The 22,528-nt window shown below is 39.8% G+C and carries 17 protein-coding genes; 9 read left to right on the top strand and 8 right to left on the bottom strand.

All coding sequences use genetic code 11. The annotated features are described in order from the left end of the window. Positions 1–123 precede the first annotated feature (123 nt). The 4 genes from KG708_RS01185 to KG708_RS01170 all read left to right on the top strand — a co-directional run bounded on the left by KG708_RS01185 (position 124) and on the right by KG708_RS01170 (position 3,831). Entirely contained in the window at positions 124–1,548 is a 1,425-nt protein-coding gene (locus KG708_RS01185; protein WP_213607748.1) for a sugar porter family MFS transporter, read from the top strand. A 201-nt stretch (positions 1,549–1,749) separates the two neighbouring features. Then, the gene (locus tag KG708_RS01180) at positions 1,750–3,009 is read left to right on the top strand and encodes an outer membrane protein transport protein (RefSeq protein ID WP_213607747.1); all 1,260 of its coding nucleotides are present in this window, start codon (positions 1,750–1,752) and stop codon (positions 3,007–3,009) included. A gap of 3 nt (positions 3,010–3,012) precedes the next feature. After that, positions 3,013–3,426, top strand: a complete 414-nt coding sequence (locus KG708_RS01175; protein WP_213607746.1) for a YeeE/YedE thiosulfate transporter family protein — start codon at positions 3,013–3,015, stop codon at positions 3,424–3,426. Between the two features lie 3 nt (positions 3,427–3,429). Continuing rightward, positions 3,430–3,831 (top strand): DUF6691 family protein, encoded by a 402-nt coding sequence (locus KG708_RS01170; RefSeq protein ID WP_013465390.1) that lies wholly within the window; start codon positions 3,430–3,432, stop codon positions 3,829–3,831. A 74-nt stretch (positions 3,832–3,905) separates the two neighbouring features. Here the strand turns inward: KG708_RS01170 and KG708_RS01165 are convergent, their stop codons facing one another. The 3 genes from KG708_RS01165 to KG708_RS01155 form a co-directional block, all read right to left on the bottom strand. Next, entirely contained in the window at positions 3,906–6,662 is a 2,757-nt protein-coding gene (locus KG708_RS01165) for a hybrid sensor histidine kinase/response regulator (protein ID WP_213607745.1), read from the bottom strand. 519 nt (positions 6,663–7,181) lie between these two features. Further along, a complete protein-coding gene (locus tag KG708_RS01160; RefSeq protein WP_213607744.1) occupies positions 7,182–7,784 on the bottom strand; it encodes a hypothetical protein in 603 nt (200 codons plus the stop codon). A gap of 29 nt (positions 7,785–7,813) precedes the next feature. Beyond that, positions 7,814–8,994 (bottom strand): IS3 family transposase gene (locus KG708_RS01155; RefSeq protein ID WP_213607688.1). Its coding sequence is split into 2 segments (ribosomal slippage): positions 7,814–8,736 and positions 8,736–8,994, totalling 1,182 coding nucleotides; the frame shifts between segments, so codons are not numbered across the junction. A 352-nt stretch (positions 8,995–9,346) separates the two neighbouring features. On the opposite strand from KG708_RS01155, the gene KG708_RS01150 reads away from it, so the two are divergent. From KG708_RS01150 to KG708_RS01130, 5 genes are all read left to right on the top strand, one after another. Beyond that, positions 9,347–9,517, top strand: a complete 171-nt coding sequence (locus KG708_RS01150) for a hypothetical protein (RefSeq protein WP_213607743.1) — start codon at positions 9,347–9,349, stop codon at positions 9,515–9,517. A gap of 114 nt (positions 9,518–9,631) precedes the next feature. Further along, complete coding sequence (locus KG708_RS01145; RefSeq protein ID WP_213607742.1) at positions 9,632–10,663, top strand: radical SAM protein; 1,032 nt, start codon at positions 9,632–9,634, stop codon at positions 10,661–10,663. Then, positions 10,653–11,492 carry a cupin domain-containing protein gene (locus KG708_RS01140; RefSeq protein ID WP_213607741.1) on the top strand — a complete coding sequence of 280 codons (840 nt, stop codon included), beginning with the start codon at positions 10,653–10,655 and terminating at the stop codon, positions 11,490–11,492. The genes KG708_RS01145 and KG708_RS01140 overlap by 11 nt, the downstream gene beginning before the upstream one ends. Beyond that, the gene (locus tag KG708_RS01135) at positions 11,485–12,192 is read left to right on the top strand and encodes a hypothetical protein (RefSeq protein ID WP_213607740.1); all 708 of its coding nucleotides are present in this window, start codon (positions 11,485–11,487) and stop codon (positions 12,190–12,192) included. Before KG708_RS01140 ends, KG708_RS01135 begins: the two co-directional genes overlap by 8 nt. After that, the gene (locus KG708_RS01130) at positions 12,185–13,264 is read left to right on the top strand and encodes a hypothetical protein (RefSeq protein WP_213607739.1); all 1,080 of its coding nucleotides are present in this window, start codon (positions 12,185–12,187) and stop codon (positions 13,262–13,264) included. The genes KG708_RS01135 and KG708_RS01130 overlap by 8 nt, the downstream gene beginning before the upstream one ends. Before the next feature lie 135 nt (positions 13,265–13,399). Here the strand turns inward: KG708_RS01130 and KG708_RS01125 are convergent, their stop codons facing one another. From KG708_RS01125 to KG708_RS01105, 5 genes are read right to left on the bottom strand one after another with little or no spacing between them, the layout of a single operon-like run. Then, positions 13,400–13,981, bottom strand: coding sequence for a 4Fe-4S single cluster domain-containing protein (locus KG708_RS01125; protein ID WP_213607738.1), 582 nt, complete (start codon positions 13,979–13,981; stop codon positions 13,400–13,402). Then, a complete protein-coding gene (locus KG708_RS01120) occupies positions 13,981–15,825 on the bottom strand; it encodes an AAA family ATPase (RefSeq protein ID WP_213607737.1) in 1,845 nt (614 codons plus the stop codon). Before KG708_RS01120 ends, KG708_RS01125 begins: the two co-directional genes overlap by 1 nt. A gap of 4 nt (positions 15,826–15,829) precedes the next feature. Next, positions 15,830–16,966: a hypothetical protein gene (locus tag KG708_RS01115; protein ID WP_213607736.1), complete on the bottom strand. Its 1,137-nt coding sequence runs from the start codon at positions 16,964–16,966 to the stop codon at positions 15,830–15,832. Beyond that, entirely contained in the window at positions 16,963–19,086 is a 2,124-nt protein-coding gene (locus KG708_RS01110; protein WP_213607735.1) for a PIN domain-containing protein, read from the bottom strand. The genes KG708_RS01115 and KG708_RS01110 overlap by 4 nt, the downstream gene beginning before the upstream one ends. Continuing rightward, on the bottom strand, positions 19,083–22,511 hold the full coding sequence (locus KG708_RS01105; RefSeq protein ID WP_213607734.1) for an AAA domain-containing protein: 3,429 nt from the start codon (positions 22,509–22,511) through the stop codon (positions 19,083–19,085). The genes KG708_RS01110 and KG708_RS01105 overlap by 4 nt, the downstream gene beginning before the upstream one ends. Positions 22,512–22,528 lie beyond the last annotated feature (17 nt).

Raw genomic sequence — 22,528 nt, 5'->3', positions numbered from 1 at the left:
TTATGCATACGTATTACTATTGAAATATCTTTTTTAGCGTGATTACTCTGTGCTAAGGTTGCCCGCAAATTATTAGTGGTACTTTAACTTCATTACACATAATAAAAATTAGGATTGAACAACATGACAACACAGCATGCAACTAAAGGTGAGCAAAGCGCACAGACAAAGTGCTCACTTTTATACGTTATTTTTATATCGGCTGTTGCCGCCATTGGTGGCTTTTTATTTGGTTTTGATTCAGGCGTTATAAATGGCACTGTATCGGCATTGGGTAATACATTTAACTCAAGCAGTGTCGCAACTGGTTTTAATGTTGCGTCTGTTTTATTGGGTTGTGCATTAGGTGCTTTAGCGGCTGGCCCATTAGCTGACAAATTTGGTCGTCGCGCTATCATGATTGTTACTGCCATTATATTTGCAGTCAGCGCTTTTGGCTCTGGTATTGCTGATAGCTCAGCTGAGTTTATTTTTTACCGCTTATTTGGCGGATTAGGCATAGGTGCAGCCTCTGTTTTAGCACCGGCTTATATTGCAGAGGTTGCTCCTGCCAGCTTACGCGGCCGTTTAGCGACACTGCAGCAGCTTGCTATTGTGCTGGGTCTGTTTGCTGCCTTTTTAAGTAACTACCTGATTGCTAATGCCGCAGGCGGTGCCGAGGGTATTTTACTGTTAGACTTAGCTGCATGGCGCTGGATGTTTTGGGCTGAACTGGTTCCTGCAGGCTTGTTTTTAATTGGGGTCTTGTTTATCCCTGAATCACCGCGCTACTTAGTTGCACAGGGTAAACTTAAACACGCTAAAACTGTATTTAATAAAATTTCAAATGATGATTCTGATGCGCAAGTCAATGACGTAAAGCAGTCTCTGAAAAGCGATAAAAAGCCAAGTATTCGCGATTTATTTATCGATGGCAGTAAAAAAGTACACCCTATTGTTTGGGTCGGTGTTGCTTTGTCAGTTTTTCAACAATTTGTTGGTATTAACGTGGTATTTTATTACGGTTCAGAACTTTGGCAAGCCGCTGGTTTTGATGAATCACAATCACTGTTTATAAATGTGCTTGCGGGTACCACTAATATTTTGTCTACTTTTATTGCCATTGCCTTAGTTGATAAAGTAGGCCGTAAACCATTATTGCTAGTAGGCAGCATAGGTATGTTTATTAGTTTAAGTGCACTTACCTACACCTTTGGCAGTGCAGGCCTTGATGAAGCGGGCAAGTTAGCACTTAGCGAAAATATGGGTACCTTTGCTTTAATAATGGCTAACCTGTTTGTGGTATTTTTTGGTTTAAGCTGGGGCCCAATTGTGTGGGTACTGCTTGGTGAAATGTTTAATAACCGAATTCGCGGCGCCGCGCTTGCAGTTGCTGCTAGTGCGCAGTGGATAGCTAACTTTGCTATTACTATGACCTTCCCTATCATGCTAGGTAGTATTGGTTTAGCAGGCGCCTATGGTTTTTACACTCTCTCGGCGTTTATTAGTGTGTTCTTTGTGGTTAAATACATTAAAGAAACACGCGGTATGAAATTAGAGTCAATGTAATTACTTGGCTGGAGTAAATAGCGCCTAATAATGCTATTTTACTCCAGCGTATTTAACCCTCCTTTGTAAGCCCTTTCATTTGCTTGTTCCTCATCCACAAACAATATGCTTTTTTAGTATATATAATCTTTTAAAGTTCTTTTTTGGAATATAAAAAGTTAGCTATTGTTCGCCAACTTTCTCTACATAATACCTATTTAAATGAAAAAACTGTTACTCTCAGGCCTTGTTTTCACCTCTGCGTTAAGCACATTTAATGTATTTGCAACGAATGGCTATTTTACTCATGGCTACGGTATGACTCACAAAGGCATGGCAGGTGCTGGTGTAGCGTTATCAGAAGAATTAATGTCGGGTGCAAATAACCCGGCTACTTTTTCAGCTAATGGCACGCAAATGTCGGTAGGCATAGAATTATTTGCTCCTGAGCGTAACTACACTGCTGCAAAGGTCGATGAATACTTTCCCAATGCACTGTATTTGGACGCAACCACCAAAAAAAGTGATAACAGCTTATTTGCAATTCCCGAATTTACTATTGGCCATCAACTAAATGAACGCATTAATATTGGCCTATTAGTTTACGGTAACGGCGGAATGAACACAGAATATGTGGCTGATTCTGCCCCTCAAGGCACATTTTATGGCGGCACCACTGGCGTTGACTTAAAACAGTTATTTATTAGCCCAACCATGAGCTATCAATTAAATGAGCAAATACGCCTGGGTGTATCTGCTATTTATGTAGTGCAACAATTTGAAGCGCAAGGTTTGGCAAATTTTGCCGCCTTTTCGCAAGCGCCAGAAGCGCTGTCTAATAATGGCGTTGATACCAGCACAGGCATTGGAATGCAACTTGGGATCAGCCACATTATTAATTCGTCATTTAGCTGGGGCGCCAGTTACCGTTCATCAGTGTCTATGGATGAATTTGACCGTTACAGCGGCCTGTTTGCAGAGCAAGGCGGGTTTGATTTACCAAGCTCTATTCAGCTCGGTACCGCTTGGCAGTTTTTACCATCGCACCAAGTGGTGTTTGATTGGCAAAAAATAAATTACAGTGAAGTAAAAAGTATCGCCAACCCTATTACTAATTTAATGTCAGCGCCACTAGGGGCTGAAGCCGGAGCAGGCTTTGGTTGGCACGATATGAGTATTTATAAACTGGGTTATCAATGGCAACGCACTGAGCAACAAAAAATTAGGTTTGGTGCTTCTTATACCGAGCAACCCATTCCATCATCTGACATTTTATTTAATATTTTAGCGCCCGGTGTGCAAGAATGGCATTTTACAGCAGGTATTAGTCATGCACTCAGTGACGCGGTGCAATTTAACGCAATGGCTTTTTATTCACCCTCTAAAAATGTAACAGGTGCAAACTACTTAGCACCTAATCAACAACTATCAATCTCAATGGAACAATCAGGATTGGGTGTATCCCTTGCTTGGAGAATTTAAACGATGACAACCGAATTCACACCACTATCTGGGGCTATTGGCGGTGGTTTAATTGGTCTAGCCTGCGCGTTATTACTGGTTTTATTTGGTAAAGTAGCGGGAATTTCAGGGCTTATAAAATCAATTTTTAATCCACTGGCAGCAGCTTCTCGTTGGAAACTGTGTTTTGTGATGGGGTTATTACTAGCAGGTATATTTATACAATTATTTGCCCCTGAGCTGTTAGTAGGTGAATTAAGCCTATCGCCTTGGATGATTATTATTGCCGGGTTTTTGGTCGGTGCAGGGACCACGTTAGCGAATGGCTGCACCAGTGGTCACGGCGTATGTGGTATGTCGCGCTTTTCGGCCCGTTCATGGGTATCAACCTGTACGTTTATGACAATCGCCATTATCACGGCTAATATAGTAGGGTAAATCATGCACGCAATTATTACGCTTATTTTAGGGTTTGTATTTGGTTTGGGACTAATTATTAGTGGCATGACCAACCCAGATAAAGTGCTTAACTTTCTCACTTTTAATCAGCAATGGGACGGTAGCTTAATTATTGTTATGGCTGTTGCAATGACCATTATGATGGGCGCATGGTTTTGGCTCACTAAAAAAGGCACGCCGGTGTTTAACGACAAACTAAGCCTTAGCGATTTAAAAAAGGTCGATACGCGTTTAATTACTGGCTCTATTTTATTTGGTTTAGGTTGGGGCTTAAGCGGCGTGTGCCCGGGCCCCGGGCTTGTACAACTGGTATCACTTAAAACAGAGTTTTGGTTATTTTTTGCTTCCGTACTTGGCGGTATGTGGCTGACTAAAAAAGTATAATATGAGTCGCCGAGCACGCCTCGGCCACTTAGCATACTAACCCTGAACTATGCTTTATGCTCTTCAACTGCTGCTCAACTGAGTATATTACCAATCACTGTATATAAATCATCGCTATTAATGGGTTTGGCTATAAAGTCATCCATACCAACAATTAAACAGCGCTGCTTATCTTCTTCATAAGCATTTGCAGTGATCGCCACTATAGGTACTCGTAAGCCGGTTTTAATTTCAGTGGTTCTAATGACACGTGTACATTCATAGCCATCCATGTTCGGCATTTGGCAATCCATTAAAATCAAATCAAACGACTGACCCTTCAAGACTTCAAGCGCCTTTAAGCCATCTTCAGCCATTGTTAAACTCACTTTAGTAGGCTCAAGCATTTTTGCAATCACCTGTCGGTTAATCGCATTATCCTCTACCAACAGTATGCGTTTATCCAAAAGACTGGGCTGCGAGGCTGTTTTTTTAGGTAACTTTGAGGGAACGTCTGCTGATTCTGGCGCACTAATACTAAAGGTGAACGTACTACCTTTACCCTCTTCACTGTGTAAATGAATTTCACCGTCCATCATTTTTATTAGCTTTTGAGAAATAGCCAGCCCCAGCCCTGTTCCGCCATACTTACGAGCAACGCCCACATCAGCTTGAGTAAACTCACTAAATAATAATGATTGCTGTGCCTTTGCAATACCAATACCGCTATCTTCAACGCTAACCTGAAGTTTATTATCGTTATAATCGAACGATAATCGCACAAAGCCTTGCTCTGTAAATTTATACGCATTAGAGAGTAAATTAATAATCACCTGATTTAAGCGTAATTCATCAACACTAATATACAGTGGTAAATTTGTGGTTTGAATTATGCTAAATTCCACCTCTTTAGTACTAACAATCGGCGTAAATAAAGAGCGTATATTTTCGATAAATGGAGCTAGCTGCGTGGGTCTACTATTTAGCTCCATGGCATTTGCTTCAATTTTAGAAAAATCTAAAATATCGTTAAGAATATCAAGCAAATTTTTTGCGCTTTTTTGCTGCGTGAGCAACAACTCTTTTTGTTCATTACTTAAAGACTGATCTCGAAGCAAAACCTCTCCCATACCTAATATGCCATTCATAGGTGTACGAAGTTCGTGACTCATATTAGCTAAAAATTGTGACTTAGCGATATTTGCATTATTAGCGAGTTTAACGGCTTGTGTTAGCTCAGTTGTTTGTTCTGCTACTTTATCTGCTAGTTGCTGATTAAATTGACTAAGTTGTTTATTAAGGTCTTCATTTTTTACATTAGAGGCTTGCAAACTTTTGATTGAATGCTGAAGTGCATTGCCCAACATTTCAAATTGTTGCTGTAATTGCAGTATTTCGTACCAACTAGAATCGGTATTAAATACGTGTTTTTTAGTTTTACTAAAGCTGTTGATTAAATGAGTTAACTCTATGATGGGTTTAACCAGCAAATGGGTGAATTTATAAATAAATAATACCACCAGTGCAATAGAAAATAGCCCCAGCAACATAGTGGGCAACCAAGCAGCCACTACCACCAAGCTTAAATATTTACGATTGTAGAGCGATATAACCTGCCACCCTGTAGTGTCGTCAACATACTGATTTGTATGGTACACCTCGTTATCGTTTGAGCGAAAAAGCTGATTACCACTAAAACGTTGGATACTAAGATCCAGCTGCTTAAAATCAGTCAGCACCGTAAACTGACTTAACGAGCTAAATACTACTTTTTTATCGGCATCAAGAACAAGTAAATCCCCTTTATACTCAAATAAATTGGGAATAAACCGCTCTAACTGGTCTAGCTTGAGCGACCCCTCAACTACACCATAAAACTCATCATTTTTATAAATGGGAGCCGAAAGCGCAACAATAGGTTGATCGCCTAATCCTCTGCCTTGAAAAACGCCACTGCTGTAGCCTAACGGGAACTGCTGAGCCTCAGCGAAATAAGGACGATCATTAACATAACGCTGACTCTGACTTAAACCACTGAGCAATTCACTGGGTATACTTTTCTCAACATAACCTTCGGAGCTCGCATACAGACTAGTTGCAAAACCAGGGTATAAAACCATTAGCCGCTCAAGCTGCTGCTGTATTGGTGCTCCGGCGCTCATTGCATCACTGGTTATTACCATTGCATTTTTATGAAACAACAAATAGTCACTAAGCTGGGCACTAATCGAGCGTGATTTTTCTTTAAGTTGCGTATTTACTCCGTATTCTAAGCGCGAGTAATGCTGATTAACCAAAAAGACACTGGTGATCAAAACCACCAAAACAATAATGATACTGACAACATAACTTAATATACGGGCCAGAGGCTGCCCTTGATAAGCCCGGCTTGCGTGGGGAACAAACACACTCACTAAGTCGACCAAAGCCAACGCTATCATAGCATTAATAAAGTATTTTGAGGCAGCCACAACAAGCGTGAGCCAAGGCAGGCCTATAACAAAGTGACCCAAAGCCCACACTAGTGGTAAGCCGACTAAAAACCAAAACACTGCGCCTAAAGGAAGTATTGGCTTAGAACGCTTTAAGCAAAAGGTATAAAGCCAAAACAGCTCAAGCACATAAACAATACTGGTCCAGCTATGCCCCCAGCGATAAAATAAAAAACCAGTGACAATAGTTAAACTAAGGAGGGAATAACGAAGCCCAGCAAACACTAAACTGAGTATTACAAACGTCTGACCAAATAAAAATTCAGAGCTATCAAAAAAATACAGAGGTAAAAGGTTAGCGCATCCCCCTAAAAGCCCTAATAATATAGCAAGCGCCCACTTATTCCTCTGAGACGTCATATTGACCCTTAATAGCTTATTAAACACCTGCGGCGTAAAGTATAATCACGAGTTTTAATTATTGCTCACTCATTAGCTATTGTCTATAAAGGTAAAAATTTAGCTAAGTGGGTATGATCTAGAATTAGTTTACAAATAACAGAAATAAGAAATATTGAAAAATGGAATTTTAATACACCCAATGTTGTTTGAAGTATAAGCTGACATAACCACATTCGACTTTATTGACCTACAGCACTGCAAGTGAAGTATAAGTTGGCATAAAATTGAAGTTTATTATGGCATAAAGTTACCATATACGAGCTCTTTAAAACCAACCCCACAAGAATACTGACTAGTTTCATTAGCTGCAATGTGCCATAAAGAGTCATTCAGCTACACATTTACACAACTAATAGAACTAAAATAGCGGACGTTCAACTAATTCGTTTTGGATAAAATCGCATCAGTGCAATGGTACTAATGCGATCAGAAAATTATTTTGACTCTATGATATAGATTAACCTTTAGCCAGCGAGTTTAGTTATCTTCCTGCATCGTAGCGTTTTTCTGGCAAGAGGCCAAAGCTTCATTACATGCATCAAAATCCAGAAAGTGTCCCGAAGCAAAGTTTGAAGCAAGCACCGATATCAACTGAACGTATTTGCTTACTTGGCTTGGCGTATCAATAACGCTGTAAATCAACTTCGCGAATTTTTGCTCCGCTGTAACACCTGAAACTACCCTCATAGCTGAACGACAACAATAATTAAAAACGTGTTCAGCATAACCATCATAACGTGGGTTGCAAGCCCTACCTCCCGCCAGAAAAGATCCATCAATATACGCTACGGCAGTCACATTTCTCACTATAGCTGTTAAGAAACTCAATGGAGACCCTGCTGCATCGATCGTTTCACCGTACTTATCCATGAATTTAAACACTAAAAATGTGTCATTTGGGTCTGGCGAGCGACTTAGCTCTATTATATCATTATATAAAATTGAAATAGGTATGCCTGTAAACAAGTTTAACTTAATGCTTCTTTTTCTCTCCTCTATTGACAAAGAGTTTAGTAGTTTAAATACCAATGTGTTCACATTCGCTACAGGGAAACTTGAACTAGATAAAAGCTCAGACATCAAATGGTCAACACTAAACAGTGTAGTGGTCAACTAATTTTGGCCACAATTTTAGAATCTTGGTATCTAACCTCAGATTCATTTGGCGCTAAACCAGCATTATAATGATGCGGCCTAACATTATTGTAATATCCATTTATGTAATCGCTTACACTATATTTAGCTTCTTTAAAGTTTTCATATCCAACCTTTGGCATCCATTCCGTTTTAAAGCTTCTAAAAAATCGCTCCATAGGCGCATTATCCCAACAATTTCCACGTCGACTCATACTTTGTGTAATTTTATAGCGCCATAAACGTTGGCGGTACTTCAAGCTTGTATAATGGCTTCCTTGGTCTGAATGAAACATCAATCCACTTGGCTTACCTCTACTTTCATACGCGAGTTCAAGCGCCTTTAGTGTTAAATTAGTATCTGGCGACAACGACATTGCCCAACCAACCACTTTACGCGCAAATAAATCAATAACGACCGCTAAATAAGCCCAGCGATTGCCTGTCCAAATATACGTTACATCACCGCACCACACAGTATTCGGTTCAATAACATCAAACTGCCTATCAAGCAGGTTTGGAATTTCAAGGTGTTCATTACCACCGCGCTTATATGAATGTTGAGGAACTTGGCAACTTTCAAGCTTTAACTTAACCATTAGCTTAGCGGCGCGATAACGGCTCAATTCAAAATCATTGTTTGTCGCTATTGTAGCAATTGTCCTTGCACCTGCTGAGCCTCCACTCATTCTATGTATTGCTTTAACTTCAGCCTCTAACCTTACTTGCTCAGGTGTCGGCGTTGTATCGCGTATAGCCCAATATTTATAGCTGCTGCGATGCACATCGAATACGCTACACAGCACGCTAATTGGATAATGCTCTCGTTGATTTAACTTCTCGATTAACGAGAATTGTTCAGGGAGTCGGACATCAAGAGAGCGGTAGCCTTTTTTAATATGTCCTTTTCTAATTCAATGCGTTGGATTTGCTTTTTAAGTTCACGAATTTCAATTTGTTCGGGCGTCATTGGTGAAGCCGATGGTGACTGACCATTACGCTCTTGTTTTAATTGAGTAACCCACTTACTTACGGTTGATTTACCAACACCCATAGCCTTGGCTGCATCTTCTTGCGTATAACCTTGGTCGACTACAAGCTGAGCTGTTTCTAATTTGATTGCCGCAGAATACGTTGCGCGTTTTAATTTCGTCATTTTTTCACCCAAATTTGTATGCTTATTAGCATAACATTTCTTTCTTAATGGGTGGCCAAAATCACTGTACCACTACACACGCTGGAAAGAGCAACGAGACAACCGATTGCAGTATCAAGAGCGGACTAAGACCCCTATGCCACATAACTGGCTTTTAAACCGGCAATGGGAAGACGAGTACGTTCGCATTGATGAAGTACAGCAAAGCTCGAGCCAGAAAAAGACTTCAAACTAAGGGAGACAATCAATAGTTTTTCTGCCCAGACCACGTAATAAATGCAAGCAAGGCTTGAAATTTTCATCCTTCAACAGTATTCTCAATTCCTAAATAAAAATACAGGTGGGTGGTAATATGGAAAATAACTCTACGCAAAAAACTATTATTCAACATTCAAACTATGAATTTAAACCAGATTTTGCTTCAGCTTTAGAAAGAGAAATAAATAAAGAAGCTTCAGCTTCAAATGAACCTGTAAAAGCAGACTTGGCTGATAGTTTCGGTAGTTGGTATGAGTGGGATTGATTTAACACGGTAATTATTAACTACTCCAAAGCGATAATTAGCGAAATACGTATAGTTATCGCCACCATTGCAGTTAAAAGCTACATCAAAATTTATAATTCATAAGGACATGTATTGAATACACAACATGGAAGGTTTCAGCTTGAGCAAACATACCTTCTCCTCACCCGAAAATGTAACCTCTCTTGCAGCCATTGCATACGCTCTTCCACACCTCATTTTACCGAGATGATAGACAGAAATTTAGCATTTGAGATTATTGACGAACTCGCCCTTATAAAAAAAGAATCTGTCATGTTAATTAGTGGGGGTGAGCCTACTCTACACTCTTCATTTTATGAAATTGTTGAAAAAAGTGCTAAAAACTTTAAAAAGGTGGTCGTCAATACAAATGGTTTAAGACTTAGTCAACTAAAGAGAGTCATTGATTTTAAAAATGTCTCTATACAAATTTCTTTAGATGGTGACGAAGAAACCCACAATCGTATTAGAGGCGAAGGCACCTTTAAAAAAACACTTATTAATATCAACAAACTATCTCAGCTAGGTATCAATGTAACTGTTGCTTCTACTGCTACAAAACACAACTTAAGCGCTATGCATAAGCTTGATGAAGCCTTATACAATGTGAACTTTCTTTACTGGAACGTTAAGCGCGTCGTCGGCTCTGGAAGGGCTGATGATGCAGATGACGTAACTACACAAGTATGGAACGAGTTTGTTTCTAAAATGAAGTCAGCCGCTTTAAGTTCTCAGCGCTTAAGAATAGCATCGATGTTTTCTGAATCAGCTATCTGCAACGCAACCAGCATCACTACACCGGCTAAGTACGCGAACTTGTCGGCACAAAACTGTGGCACAGGGAGGTCTAAACTTTATATAAACCCCAATGGTACAGTATACCCATGCGCTTGTATGGAGGAGAGCATCACTGGCGATTTTAAAGTGGATACGGCAGGTGAAATTTTAAATAGATTGAGTACTCTGACCATCCAACCCAGACTAGAAGCGATCTGCCATACATGCCCAGCTTGGGAGTTATGCCATGGTGGCTGCCCTGGCGCATCAAGTAGAGCAAAGTTTCCTAACTTGGGCGATCCTAGGTGCTCACATGCACTGAAAAGTATTATATGTCATGAAATTTAAAGAATTTCTTTTTCAAGAAGATACACGCGAGTTCTTTCAAGGTTACTGGGGTAAAGAATATTTGCATATAGCAAATATTCCATCAGCTTTAACGATAAACGCCCCCTCTAATTTATTGGCTAAAATATTAGAGTTACCCCGATTAAAATACCCACAAGTTAGAGTATTAAGTGAAGGAGGCGCATTAAGTCCACTCTTATACACAAAGTCGAGCGAACATGGTTTAGATGAAACGATCGATCCTAAAAAAGTGGCTCGCCTTGCTTGTAAGCCAAATACAATTAAAGTGGAAAACCTTGCTTCACTTTTACCAGAGTTCGCGCTTTGGGATAGCTTACTAGCAACGCTTTTTTCATCTAGGATAACGCTAAACGGCTATTTCTCATTTGGTCCTAGCAACGGGATCCCTATTCATTTCGATCCTCATCATATATTTGCAGTTCAACTGTACGGTCAAAAAGAGTGGTTTCTAGGCAAGGAGCAGTCTCAGCTTTACCCGCATAAGGCAGTCACAATTCTCAATGATACCGCAGAGGTATCGTCACGTAGGTTAATACTCAATGAAAACGAAATATTGTATCTGCCACCAGGGCGAACACATTCTGTAAAGACGGAGAAACACTCTATACATATAGCTATTGGCGTACATACGCCGAGATGCTTCCATTCTATCTCAGACTTAGTCGATAGAACGGTTACCCGACACCCAGAACTGAGAGCCGACCAGCCATTCTCTATCACAGAGGTCGGCTTAACTTTCAGCGAGCTAAGAAAAAGCGATATTAAAATAATTTGTGATCTTTTGCTTGCGTCGGTAAACGATGATTAGTTTTTTTGATTCATCGAAAGCAGCGTTAACCCCATTTATTGATAAGCTTTGGCGCGCTAGTTCAAACAATGTTTCTCTCTATGTTAGAGGTTCATCACTATTGCCCATAGAGCCGAATTTAGCTCAGCCTATTGATATCGATTTTTTATTGTTCGTGAATGGCGAAATAAATAGAATAAGATCAATAGCAACCGATATAACAAACCATGCAAATAAGGTTACTCCTTTAACTCCCTACCTTGATATTAAAGTCATCCACTGTTGTGAAGAAAGTCCTGAGTTATTATTTAATACTTTATTAGTGACAAAAACAGGTAGGTTATTGCATGGAAAAGATTTATCTGCCTCTACCGCGCTCTATATGGAGCAGCAGCATAAAATTATACGTTTTATTCTACATGAAGCTGAGTCAAAGTTGAGCTCAGTAATTCAAACCTCTAATAAAGAAATTCAAAATAAACGCATCCCTCATTTGTCTAAGGCAATTTTGCGTATCGCAGGCCTGTTAAAACTAAAAGAAGGGGTGTATACGCGCTCACCAAAGAAATGCGCCGACATTCTATATGAAAAGTATCCTACGATATTAGAGCATGTAGCCATGATCCTTCAAAGTTTCAGGGACCCCTTTTTATCTGATGAATTATTAATGTCTTATTTTATTGTACTTAATAAAATTAAACGGGATGTAGAACGTGAATAACATATTTGGTGGGCACACATGCGAAAAAGTGGCGCTGCAGTTTGAGAAACACATACAGGGTTTTCTGGTGTTTTCGATATGCTCTGATGAACGTTTGCCAGACGGGCTAGAGGAGCACTTACGAAATCAAAATGGGCCTGACTATTTACTTATCGTTGGTGATTTTATGATACTTCCTCCATCAAAAGAGGAAAGCCCCGCTTCTTATGAAGCCATAAAACTAATACTAACGCAATCTAATCTGAAAGAAGTCAACGTAGGCTGGGTGAGCGGTGCAGACATAGCACCTGATCTACACCAAACTATAAAATGGCATGCGTTTTATTTACCAAATAATGGGACTGATGATAAAAAAGATATGTCATTGGTAAACAATATTAACCTTGTGAGTAGCAACGAGAAGAAAGTTTATCAGCACATATGTAAGCTGCTTAGCTTCCCTGTTTATGTGGGTGTTAAAAATAATCAAATTGTGACAATTGATCTAACTGATAATCAGTCATACCCAAGAGGGCTCACTAACAACTTACCTACAAAACAGATGCTAGAACTATGGCATAATATTTCTCAGCTAAGGTACTTAAAAAAAATAAACGCACGCTTTAACGGGTTATCATTTTTGCCAGACTTTTCATCGCTCATCCATCTAGAAAAGCTTGATCTTCGAGGAAACCCGCACCTAGATTTCAACGAATTAGCTACAGCAAAAGCACTGTTGAGCCTCAATATATCAGCATGTTCTTTAACGGGGCTGCCAAACTCAATTAATTCGTTACATAATTTGAAATCTTTATTGGCATATAAAAACCATATCACTGATCTATCCAATATTAAGTTCCCAAAATCGATTGAGCGTATTTCTTTTTATAGAAATAAAATCAGCAGTAAAACTTTAGAGCTAAATCATTGCGACAAGCTGCAAGAAATAAATTTAGGCGCTAACCCTATTGCAACTATGACATTGAAAACCTCCCCAGCTTTACCTACTTTGCAACTTAGAGCAAGGTACATAAAAAGTGCTATTACCATTTCAGGCAGTGCAAATACTGCCTTTTTTATCTGCGAATATTAGATAATAACTATCAGTTTATTCGAACCTACACGTAGTGAAATAATACTAGCTTAATAATAGATATAGGCCCTATTATTAGCCAGTGCTGCGCATCTTAGGCTGGCTCGAACTCATTAAAAAACTGACGTTCTTAGTTCAAACTTTAACAACAAACGGTATCCCATTTGCTGAAACGAGCCCATCGGGATCTATACGCCACTCAATAATTACCCCCTCTTTAATAGGTTCAATAGCACTATTATACCTCTGGCTTAAATAATGAAACTGTTGATTCTCAGAGCCAACCCAGTTTCGGTTTTGCTCAATATCATCAAGCTCAAACTCTCCATCAACCACAATATCCACGTATTGTAATAACTTATCTATACCACTAAATTGCTGCTCTTTTAATTCCTCAAGTTTATACCCTGTAAACAACATCACTGATAAGCCTATACACTGTGCAAACTCTGCAAGCTCCGATAACCCTGGCGCTTGGAGCACAGGCTCACCGCCTAGCAAAGTTATCCCCTCGATGCCAAAGTGCTCTTTGTTTGACTCAATTTGCTTTTTCAATTGTTCGACTGCAATTACACTAGCCGGTTCAAGCTTTAAAAAATCAGGATTACAACACGATGGGCACCGCTTTAAACACCCTTGCACCCAAATAGCGGTGCGGGTACCAGGCCCTTCTGCATCAGTATCATCTACGATTGCAGCTACGTTTAACCACGCCATTAGTCCACCTCAAAACCAAAGGTTTTACCTGCTTGTACTACTCTGATTGGCCGGCCATTAAAGCCCGAAAAATCCGAAATATTTTCAAATAGAAACTCAGCTAAAGGGTCAAACAGAGCCGACACCATCGCGTTAAGCACGCCTCGCCCACCTGCCGTTTTATCAACTTGCGCGACAATTGTGGTGAGGGCTTTGCTTTCATTATCAAAAATAAGATCCGATATGCCCCACTTTTCTTTTAAACGTATTTTTAGAGGCTCTAACTTTGCCTTCGCGATTGCAACCAGAACATCTAAATCCGTCATAAAATTGAAAGGCACTATATTTGCTTCTCCTATTCTGCCCAGCAGCTCTGGGCGCTTAAGTTCTTGCACAAAGTGCTTTGTAACGTGACTTTTGAACTGCTCGAGCGCTTGCTCACCGGGTTCAATTTCACTCGCACCAATATTCGAAGTAAAGACAATGAAGGTGTCAGAAAAGTTAACGGTCTCGCCTTTGCCATCAGTAAGACGGCCATCTTCTAGAATTTGTAAAAATTTATCTAAAATACGCGGGTGGGCTTTTTCAATTTCATCAAATAATAACAATGAAAACGGCCTTTTTTTGACAGCGTTAGTTAGCTGGCCACCTTCTTCATAACCAACATATCCAGGCGGAGCACCTACCAAACGCTGATCTGCATGTTCATGGTTAAATTCAGACATATCAAAACGCATACAGGCATCTTCATCACCAAATAAAAAACTGGCTAATGATTTTGCTAGTTCCGTTTTGCCCACACCTGTTGGGCCAACAAAAAAAAGCGCCCCTTTTGGCATTCTAGATTTTGCCGAGTGCTGTAGACCTGATAAACCTGTAAACGCTCTAACAAGCACTTTTCTAACTAATTTTATGGCTTCTTCTTGTCCTTTTACTCGCTGATTTAAGGTACTCTCAACATCTTTTAACTTGTCGTAGTTTAATTGCTCCCACGGCGATTCCTTTTTACCGTAACGATATAACGAGACTAGCGCCTCTAAGGATAAAGCTTCTTGTTGATGGCGTGAAAGCCGAGCGAGTTGGTTTATCTCACGCAGTGTTAACGAATCCGTCAAATCAACAAAATCTTCTAATAAACGAGATCCTACTGTTAAGGATCCTTCAAGGTTAAAGATAGGAGAAAGACCTAGTATCGCTTGTTGGCGTTCAGCACGGTTTGGTAGCGGAACAACGATCTCAGCAAACTGAGGGTTACCTACGGTCAACTGTGGTGGCAGTTGGTTCGCGCCCTCACAAACAAAAACCATTAAACTTTGTACTTTATCGATTTCTGCACGCGACATTTCATCTGCTGAGTCTCGTAGGTTATGTAGTAATTGCGTTAACCATCCCCGCTCTTGCTCCGAAAGTGCATTTACCTGCCCAAAAAGTAAATTGGACCAGTCGATAATAAATGCGATTTTCGGAAAATGAGGATTTAACATTACACGTTGAGCAACTGTAAAAAAATCCTGTGGTGTCAGCTCTGTTTGACCTGTTTGCACTTGTTGCTGATCAACCACTGATTCATCATCAAAGTCATAATCATCGCCCTCTACTAGTTCAGAGGGTGGAGCTGATGATAGCTGTAATTCGTTCCAATCTTCTGGCGATATACCGCAAACCCCTCCTACCCTAGAGTAATGAATAACGTGCTTAAAACCCAGCCTTTCAAACGTTGTGTTTAACACCTGCTTAAAAGGTTGCTGTGTTCCCTCTTGAGTAAAAACACTATTATTAATATTACCACTTATAACAATTCCGCGGCGTAACTTTGCCTGGCGCGAAAGATCTTCAATCCATTCTGACAACTTATGTTTGTTCATGTCCTTACCCTTTTTTATTCATCGTCTGCGATGGTATGGGTTTCATCTGTGCATCTTCATCATCAGGGTTACTCCACACTACCCGCGAATCGGATAAGTCGACTCCATATACTTCACTCAGCTTTGGTAGAACTTGATCAATATCCTTTTTACAAGTTTGGCCTTTATAATTATCAAACTCATAGGTGCAACTGCCATCCAAACGTATTTTGAATCTTGCTCTGTTTCCAGCAGGCCTACTTGCAGCAATAACGACCTCGCTAACGCCAGCTTTCGTTTCCACCACTTTCGGTTTTTGTACTGTGAAACCAGTGCTCTTTAGCGTGGTAAAAATGGCTTTTACCGTTTCTTTTCTCACCGCTTCATTTTCGATTATTTTATCTGCTCTATCTGATAAATGATCTATTTCTTTAAGCTGCTCACTTGCATCTTTAGAATTCGCAGAAATAATTGTGTTTGCTTGTTCAGTCAATTTTTTAGACTCATCAGCTGGCAAGCTTGGTGAAACAATGTCGACTACAGCTTGGACGACATCACAATTAGTCGTGTGCTGTGTTTGCTTTTCGATGATAGCTCGATGCTCCGCCGCTTTTGCTAACCCTCTGGTTTTAAGCTGCTTAAATTTATCTAATAAATTCTGAAGTGTTACTGATGATTGCTCCGCGAACACTTGCTGATCAAGTTCTTTAACTTCTTTTAGCATTAAATTCAGTGATAATTTATCAGTCCAATTACGTAGCTCTTCTGACCACGCATTACTTATATGTGCTTTTCTTTCTTTTACTGCGTTGGCTTTTGCCTCAAGCTCATCTCGGTGTTGCTGATACTGTGCCTCTTCAACTTGTACTTTAATACGTCGCGCTACATTACGCAGAGCAAAAATGTCATTACCCAACGATTTAGATCTTTCTCTAGCACTAAATGGATCATGAGCAAGCTCTGCTTCTATTTGCCTAAGCAAGGATAAACAACTGTTATAACGTTCCTGTACATACTCAGCTAAACCTTGCTGATGTATACTTGCTAACTCACTATGGTAACGCTCGATAAATGAATGTGTGGTATTACGGACCCGTTCCTTGGCTACTCTTTGGCGCTGCTCACGCTCTAACCTATAACGTGCATAATGTATTTGGCTCATTTTCTCTTCCTTTTCTTCGATTTTTTACCTGCCGAGCTCGTTAGGTATTCCTGTGTCGACTTATTTACTATGCCTTCTGCATTAGCCATATTTCTTAAATTTTTATCATCGGTGAGCAGTAATGAATTGCACAATCTAAAATAAACAGCCACCGAGAGAATATGAATATCTGGTGAGTCTAATGAAGATCTATCCATTTTCTCCACCAGCTCGATATGAGAAGGCTCATAACTATTCAGTTCATTTAATCGATTAATTGCTGCTCTGGCGCGCTTAGCTGTATCAGTCCACTCACCCTCTTCATTTTTGTCATTTTTTAACCTATCAAGCTCGTGTGTTACTGTGACAGGGATTTTGAGCTCGTCTGAGGGTTTAATTTTATCGAGGAGATGAAGGCTATGCATGAGGCAGTTCGTATCAATAATAATAATACGCTTATTAATTTTCTGAGGGTCTTCATATTGGATACTAAAGTGGGCAAGGGCTTTTGTTAGCTTATCTTCTAATACCGCTAAATCTGAGCAGCTAAAAATAGAAGGGTTAAGACTTTCGCGAAACACATTAACGTGATCGTGAAGACTATGTAAGAGCTTATAGCGTGCAACATTAAGCTTTAACAAGTCAAAGTTATTTAAGCTTAATAAATCCTGCCCTGTTTTATTTCTAAGTGACGCGTACACATCAGCCAACTCTGCAAGAGTCTTAGAAATAGATAAACTAGATGTAGGTTCACGTTTTATAATAGCGTTGTTGATAAGCGTAACCGCACACTCAGGTGTCAATGCATCTAACTGTATATTTTGCTCATTAAATAACTGGGCATAACTCACTACTTCTTCTTTATTTATCAATAGCTTAACTTTCTTTCTAAAGTGATGAGGAGATACTTCAGTATTAAGTTTTTTCATTTTTTCGTAGTACTCGACTACCTGTGGCATATATACACTAGGTAAGCGCTCAATGGCTTGCTGAACACCGATAACGGCAGAAAAAATAATAATGTTAATATCATTGCTTGTTAGCAAAAAGTGTTCTAACTCATTTATTTTTTCATTCGACTCAACCAGTAAGGCCAGGTCAACAAGCCGCGGCTGACCACGATAAGAAACCTCGCAGAGCCCACGCTTTAAAACACTCCCTTCTTTAGATTTAGTTTTTATTAGTGCATCAACACCACTATCCAATTCAACTGGAGACTCTTTGAGCGTTAAGACCTTATCGACCAATGACGTTTCTTCACTTGGATCTAAAACAATAAGTACGTCATCAGTTTTAATCGTGTTTACTAAAGAAAAAAGATAATAAGGCTTTTGCTTTACAATTAAATCGCTTGTTTTCTTAATAGGTGCTAAATCGCGTACTTGGCTCCAGTCCACCCTAAAAGGTGGGTTACTAGACTCTGTGGTAAAAGTAGGAGAGACCAAAAACTGCCACAGATATTCCGCATCAGCCGCGTCAAGCCACATTGAAAAATCATTATCATTAGCGATGATTTCTATGTTGCCATTATGAGTAATATCTATTTTAAAAGTTTTTCTATCACGAAGCGCACCACGAAATGCAGATTCTATGCTTTTAATTCGTTCATTCGGCTTTTTTTCCCATTGTTGATGCAGCTTCTCATCCACCAGCGGCTTTACCGCAGAAAGCGTAACGTCCATCTCTTCACTAGGAAGACACTTCACATCTGAGTAGGAATCCGTTTTTATTTGGTTTTTTCCAATTAGCTTACCGGAAAAAGGATGATAGTACGCCGTTTCCGTTGTATTTTTGCTTTTACTCGGCAATGCGTTTTTTTCGAGAAATTCTCGTCCCTCAGCGGTAATTACAATACTATTGCATGTTAATGCCGCACCATCTGATATTGTGTAGCCATATAAAAATTCCACAGCCCTAAATCCACTCAAATATTTAAGTGCTTCTACAAAAAAGACCGAGTTAACCTTTAACTGATTTGCTATATCTTCAAGACGATAGTGTCCCAGTTGCTCAGCGTGTTTAGCAAACAACTGCAATACACTTTTTTCAAATACCGTAGGGCGGCGTACCGTTTGGTAGGCAACCTTAGATTCTATAATAAAAACAGGCACATCTATTCGTATATTATGCTCGTAAATCATCGTTGTACTCCTTTACCTAACGGTGTTGTATGAGCAAATTGTTCCGCAAACTCAGCAGCATCAAAAATGCCTGCCTCCCGATCTAATTGAGCAAATATTTGCCGGTAAACCTGCTTCTTCTGTTTCCCAGGTTTGTCCATATTAGGAAGCCATATGTCCCTGGTTTCCAGCATATTTCGTGCACCAAAGACGATCAGTAAATTTTGTGCCCGTGACATCGCCACATTAATAAATTCATATCGTGCGATATTTGCCTTAGCCGATCTACGCCTTTCTTTTGGCCCACCATCATTACGTACTAGACTCATTAAAATAATGGGCTTTTCCTTGCCTTGATACCTTATAACCGTATTGATCTCAAGATGGATAGCATTAAACTGAACCTTACCATGGTTATGCCTTTTAATTGCCTCTCGAATAACGCGACACTGTGCAGCATAGAAAGACACCACACCAACCTCTTGTTTTTTATTTCCTTGTTTACCAAATCCTTGTTGTGAACATTGTTGATTGATCTCCACAAGTGTTTTAGCGATAAGCTCAGCTTCTAAACGGTTGGTTCTATCCTCACTTTCTTTAAATGGCTTTCGCTTTAAATCAAGAGATGTATCAATCCACAATACATGATCATTTGCGGATAAAAGTCTATTATCGCGGCTTTTCAAAACAATATTGTGTGAACGATCTTTATCTTTATTGCCACATATAAGTTGACCGTCATAAAAATGATTTACAAAACTCATAATTTGCGGGTGCATACGATATTGTGTGGTTAGTCTTTCTTTAATTGACTCATCCGCATTCTCAAAGTGCTCTTTAAAAAGTGATGCTGTCACCATTTTTTCGAAGCGCTGCAAATTTGCTTTTGTTAGTAGTGTCTCGGCGTCATCATCTTCAGACTCTTCAACTTTGTCCGTAAACGCCTGCGCATCTTGGCTCTCTTGAAAAACAGGTGGTAATTGACGATGATCACCAACCAATACCGCTCGTCGAGCTCGCATCAAAGGGAGTAATAACTCAACGGGGGTTGCTTTAGATACCTCATCAATAATGACCATATCAAAGCTTTCCATGCCCGCATCTCTAAGCGTTCTATCACTCTCATTACACGAAATAGCAACGAGGTTACAATTTTCAACGAACGTTTCACTAACATGCTCCCAGTCGTATTGCGCTGAATTCTCCCTCGATAAGTTTTCTTTCCAATCACTTAAAAAGTTTTGCATCGGTGCCTGGCGCTTATCTTCCTCCATCGCCACATACATTTGTTCCTCATAATCTTTTTTAGCTTTTATTAAACAATCACTTAAGATAAGTGTTGTATCATCATTACGCTGTGATACTAATTTAGAAGCACTGGCTTGAAGTGACTCAAGACGGCGGGTTTGTGAAATTAACTTTTTCTCTATCTGTGAAAGCGATGCTTCTATCTCTTTTATTTGTTCATTAGTAGGTGCTTTAATCGCATCATATTCAATTAACCATTGCTTTAATTGATCGGCGACTATATTTAGTGCGTTGTTAATTTCTTTATCGAGCTCTTCTAAATCATGGAGGCGAGTTGCCAACAATGCATACGTTTTCGAAGCGTCGTTGACCTTAATGATATTTGTACAATCAACAAAACAATTATACGTTGAAGCATCTAATCCTGTGGCTTGTTTTTTTAGCTTTTTGATGTGCCTTCTGACTTCACGCCACTGCTGAGCCAGCTCCTCGGTATCATCTTCATCCATACGATTAGCGAGTTCAGTTTCTCGTATTTTAAGTAACGCTAACTCTTCTCTAATAGCATTGTCTTGTAATGCACCACCCCCAGCATCACGAAGGCGTAATAAGTCAGTGCCGATAGTTGGGAGTATACGTTTAACATTAGCCCACGTATCGAGTAACGCGTTAAATACCAATAAGCAGGAGTTTTGATTATCAAATTGATTAAACTCTAAAAAAGTCGGATCTACACTAATATTGTGTATTGACATACTTTGCAATGCTTGAAGCAGGTTTTGACTAACTTTTGGCAGAAATGAATCATGTGCCAATTCCCACTTTTGACTTTCAATGCTTAGTAAAGAGCTCTTTGTTGCTGTTTTTTGTTTAGCCAATGCTTCATAATGTGTTACCGCTGCTCTATAAGCTTGCTGCTCTGTGCTCAAGCGCGCTTTAGCTATACTTTTTTGCTGTCGCAGGTCGTTGCACTCGGTTTGAACATACTCTAAATCAGCGCTTACATAATCAGCTTCATCAATCCATAGCCGCAATTGTGTAAACTCTTTATCGCGTTGCTTTTTAGGCTCAAGCCACTGCTGCGATACATATGTGCTCAAACTGGAATAATAGCGCTCTAAGGCTTTATCTTCAGCAAATCCTTTTCCCTCTTCGGTGATTTTCCCCTGTCCGCGCGCAAGTCGAATGGCCCTTAATTCAGGGCGGTTTTTAATACAACTTAAAGCATTATCGATGGCATCGTGTGACTGGCTCGCGAGTAGAATGGTTTCCCCCCTGCGTGCTAATTGAAGAATAGCTTCTGCGATTACAGTTGTTTTCCCTGTCCCTGGTGGGCCTTGCACTAAACACAAATCTGGTGCAGACATCATCTTATTAACGGCAAGTTTCTGAGAATCGTTTAACTGCTCGTTAAACCACGACGCAATATGAGCATCATTTGTTGACTGATTAGCTTGCGTGATATCAAATAGGTAACTCGATAAATAGGGAGAATAACAACTTTCATTTTGACGTAGGTTTTTTACAGTTTGTTCATGGCGTTTGATGAGAGCCAGATCACCTACAGAGGGGAAAGAGATAAAACCTTGTTTAGGGATAGCATTAAGTAGTGCGTTTATAACGCGGTCAAATTCAGTCTCGTTATCAGAACTTTTCAGTGTCTCTTCAGCTTCACCGTCATGTTCAATTAATTCAAAGTGCCTTTGCGCATTATCAAGTTTATTCTTCCAATCTTCAGATGGTTCAACCACTAAATATGCTAAAGTAGGATCTTTAATACCACTCTCATTCAAATAGTTAATATGGCTAGTATTTTCTTTGAGTGTCTTGGAATCTAATTTATTTATCTTACCTTTAAGTTGACCAAGCTCCTCACCTCGGGGGATACGAGTAGACTTTTTATTAGCATCGAGTGTAAAGTCCCATTTGTTTTGGGAGATCCCTAACTCGAACGCCTCTAGGCTTTTTCTTTTAAATAAATGCCCTGCTTGGTTAATTAACTGAGCATCCTCACTAACAACAAGGAATGCTAAGTTATTCTCAGGCGTAACTGTACACTCCAGATACCTTAAGCCAATTGTTTTTCGATCAACTAATTGCTTTTTAAAGGTTAAGAACTCCTGCCAAGCTTCTAACCTCTCTGCGGCCTTTACTGAAATAGCAGGGAGAGCTGCTGCAAGCTCCCTTGTAATGGTCAACTAATTTAGGAGAGATT

It is taken from the genome of Pseudoalteromonas sp. (assembly GCF_018402495.1).
Classification (GTDB): domain Bacteria; phylum Pseudomonadota; class Gammaproteobacteria; order Enterobacterales; family Alteromonadaceae; genus Pseudoalteromonas.
Note: the sequence above shows the minus strand (reverse complement) of the source record. Positions and strands in the feature narration are given on the sequence as shown.

Excerpts from the sequence above, each read along its gene's own strand:
- KG708_RS01180 (WP_213607747.1), top strand. The coding sequence starts at position 1,750 with ATGAAAAAACTGTTACTCTCAGGCCTTGTTTTCACCTCTGCGTTAAGC.
- KG708_RS01115 (WP_213607736.1), bottom strand. The coding sequence starts at position 16,966 with ATGAGCCAAATACATTATGCACGTTATAGGTTAGAGCGTGAGCAGCGC.
- KG708_RS01140 (WP_213607741.1), top strand. The coding sequence starts at position 10,653 with ATGAAATTTAAAGAATTTCTTTTTCAAGAAGATACACGCGAGTTCTTT.
- KG708_RS01150 (WP_213607743.1), top strand. The coding sequence starts at position 9,347 with ATGGAAAATAACTCTACGCAAAAAACTATTATTCAACATTCAAACTAT.
- KG708_RS01160 (WP_213607744.1), bottom strand. The coding sequence starts at position 7,784 with ATGTCTGAGCTTTTATCTAGTTCAAGTTTCCCTGTAGCGAATGTGAAC.
- KG708_RS01170 (WP_013465390.1), top strand. The coding sequence starts at position 3,430 with ATGCACGCAATTATTACGCTTATTTTAGGGTTTGTATTTGGTTTGGGA.
- KG708_RS01135 (WP_213607740.1), top strand. The coding sequence starts at position 11,485 with ATGATTAGTTTTTTTGATTCATCGAAAGCAGCGTTAACCCCATTTATT.
- KG708_RS01110 (WP_213607735.1), bottom strand. The coding sequence starts at position 19,086 with ATGATTTACGAGCATAATATACGAATAGATGTGCCTGTTTTTATTATA.
- KG708_RS01120 (WP_213607737.1), bottom strand. The coding sequence starts at position 15,825 with ATGAACAAACATAAGTTGTCAGAATGGATTGAAGATCTTTCGCGCCAG.
- KG708_RS01175 (WP_213607746.1), top strand. The coding sequence starts at position 3,013 with ATGACAACCGAATTCACACCACTATCTGGGGCTATTGGCGGTGGTTTA.
- KG708_RS01125 (WP_213607738.1), bottom strand. The coding sequence starts at position 13,981 with ATGGCGTGGTTAAACGTAGCTGCAATCGTAGATGATACTGATGCAGAA.
- KG708_RS01165 (WP_213607745.1), bottom strand. The coding sequence starts at position 6,662 with ATGACGTCTCAGAGGAATAAGTGGGCGCTTGCTATATTATTAGGGCTT.
- KG708_RS01185 (WP_213607748.1), top strand. The coding sequence starts at position 124 with ATGACAACACAGCATGCAACTAAAGGTGAGCAAAGCGCACAGACAAAG.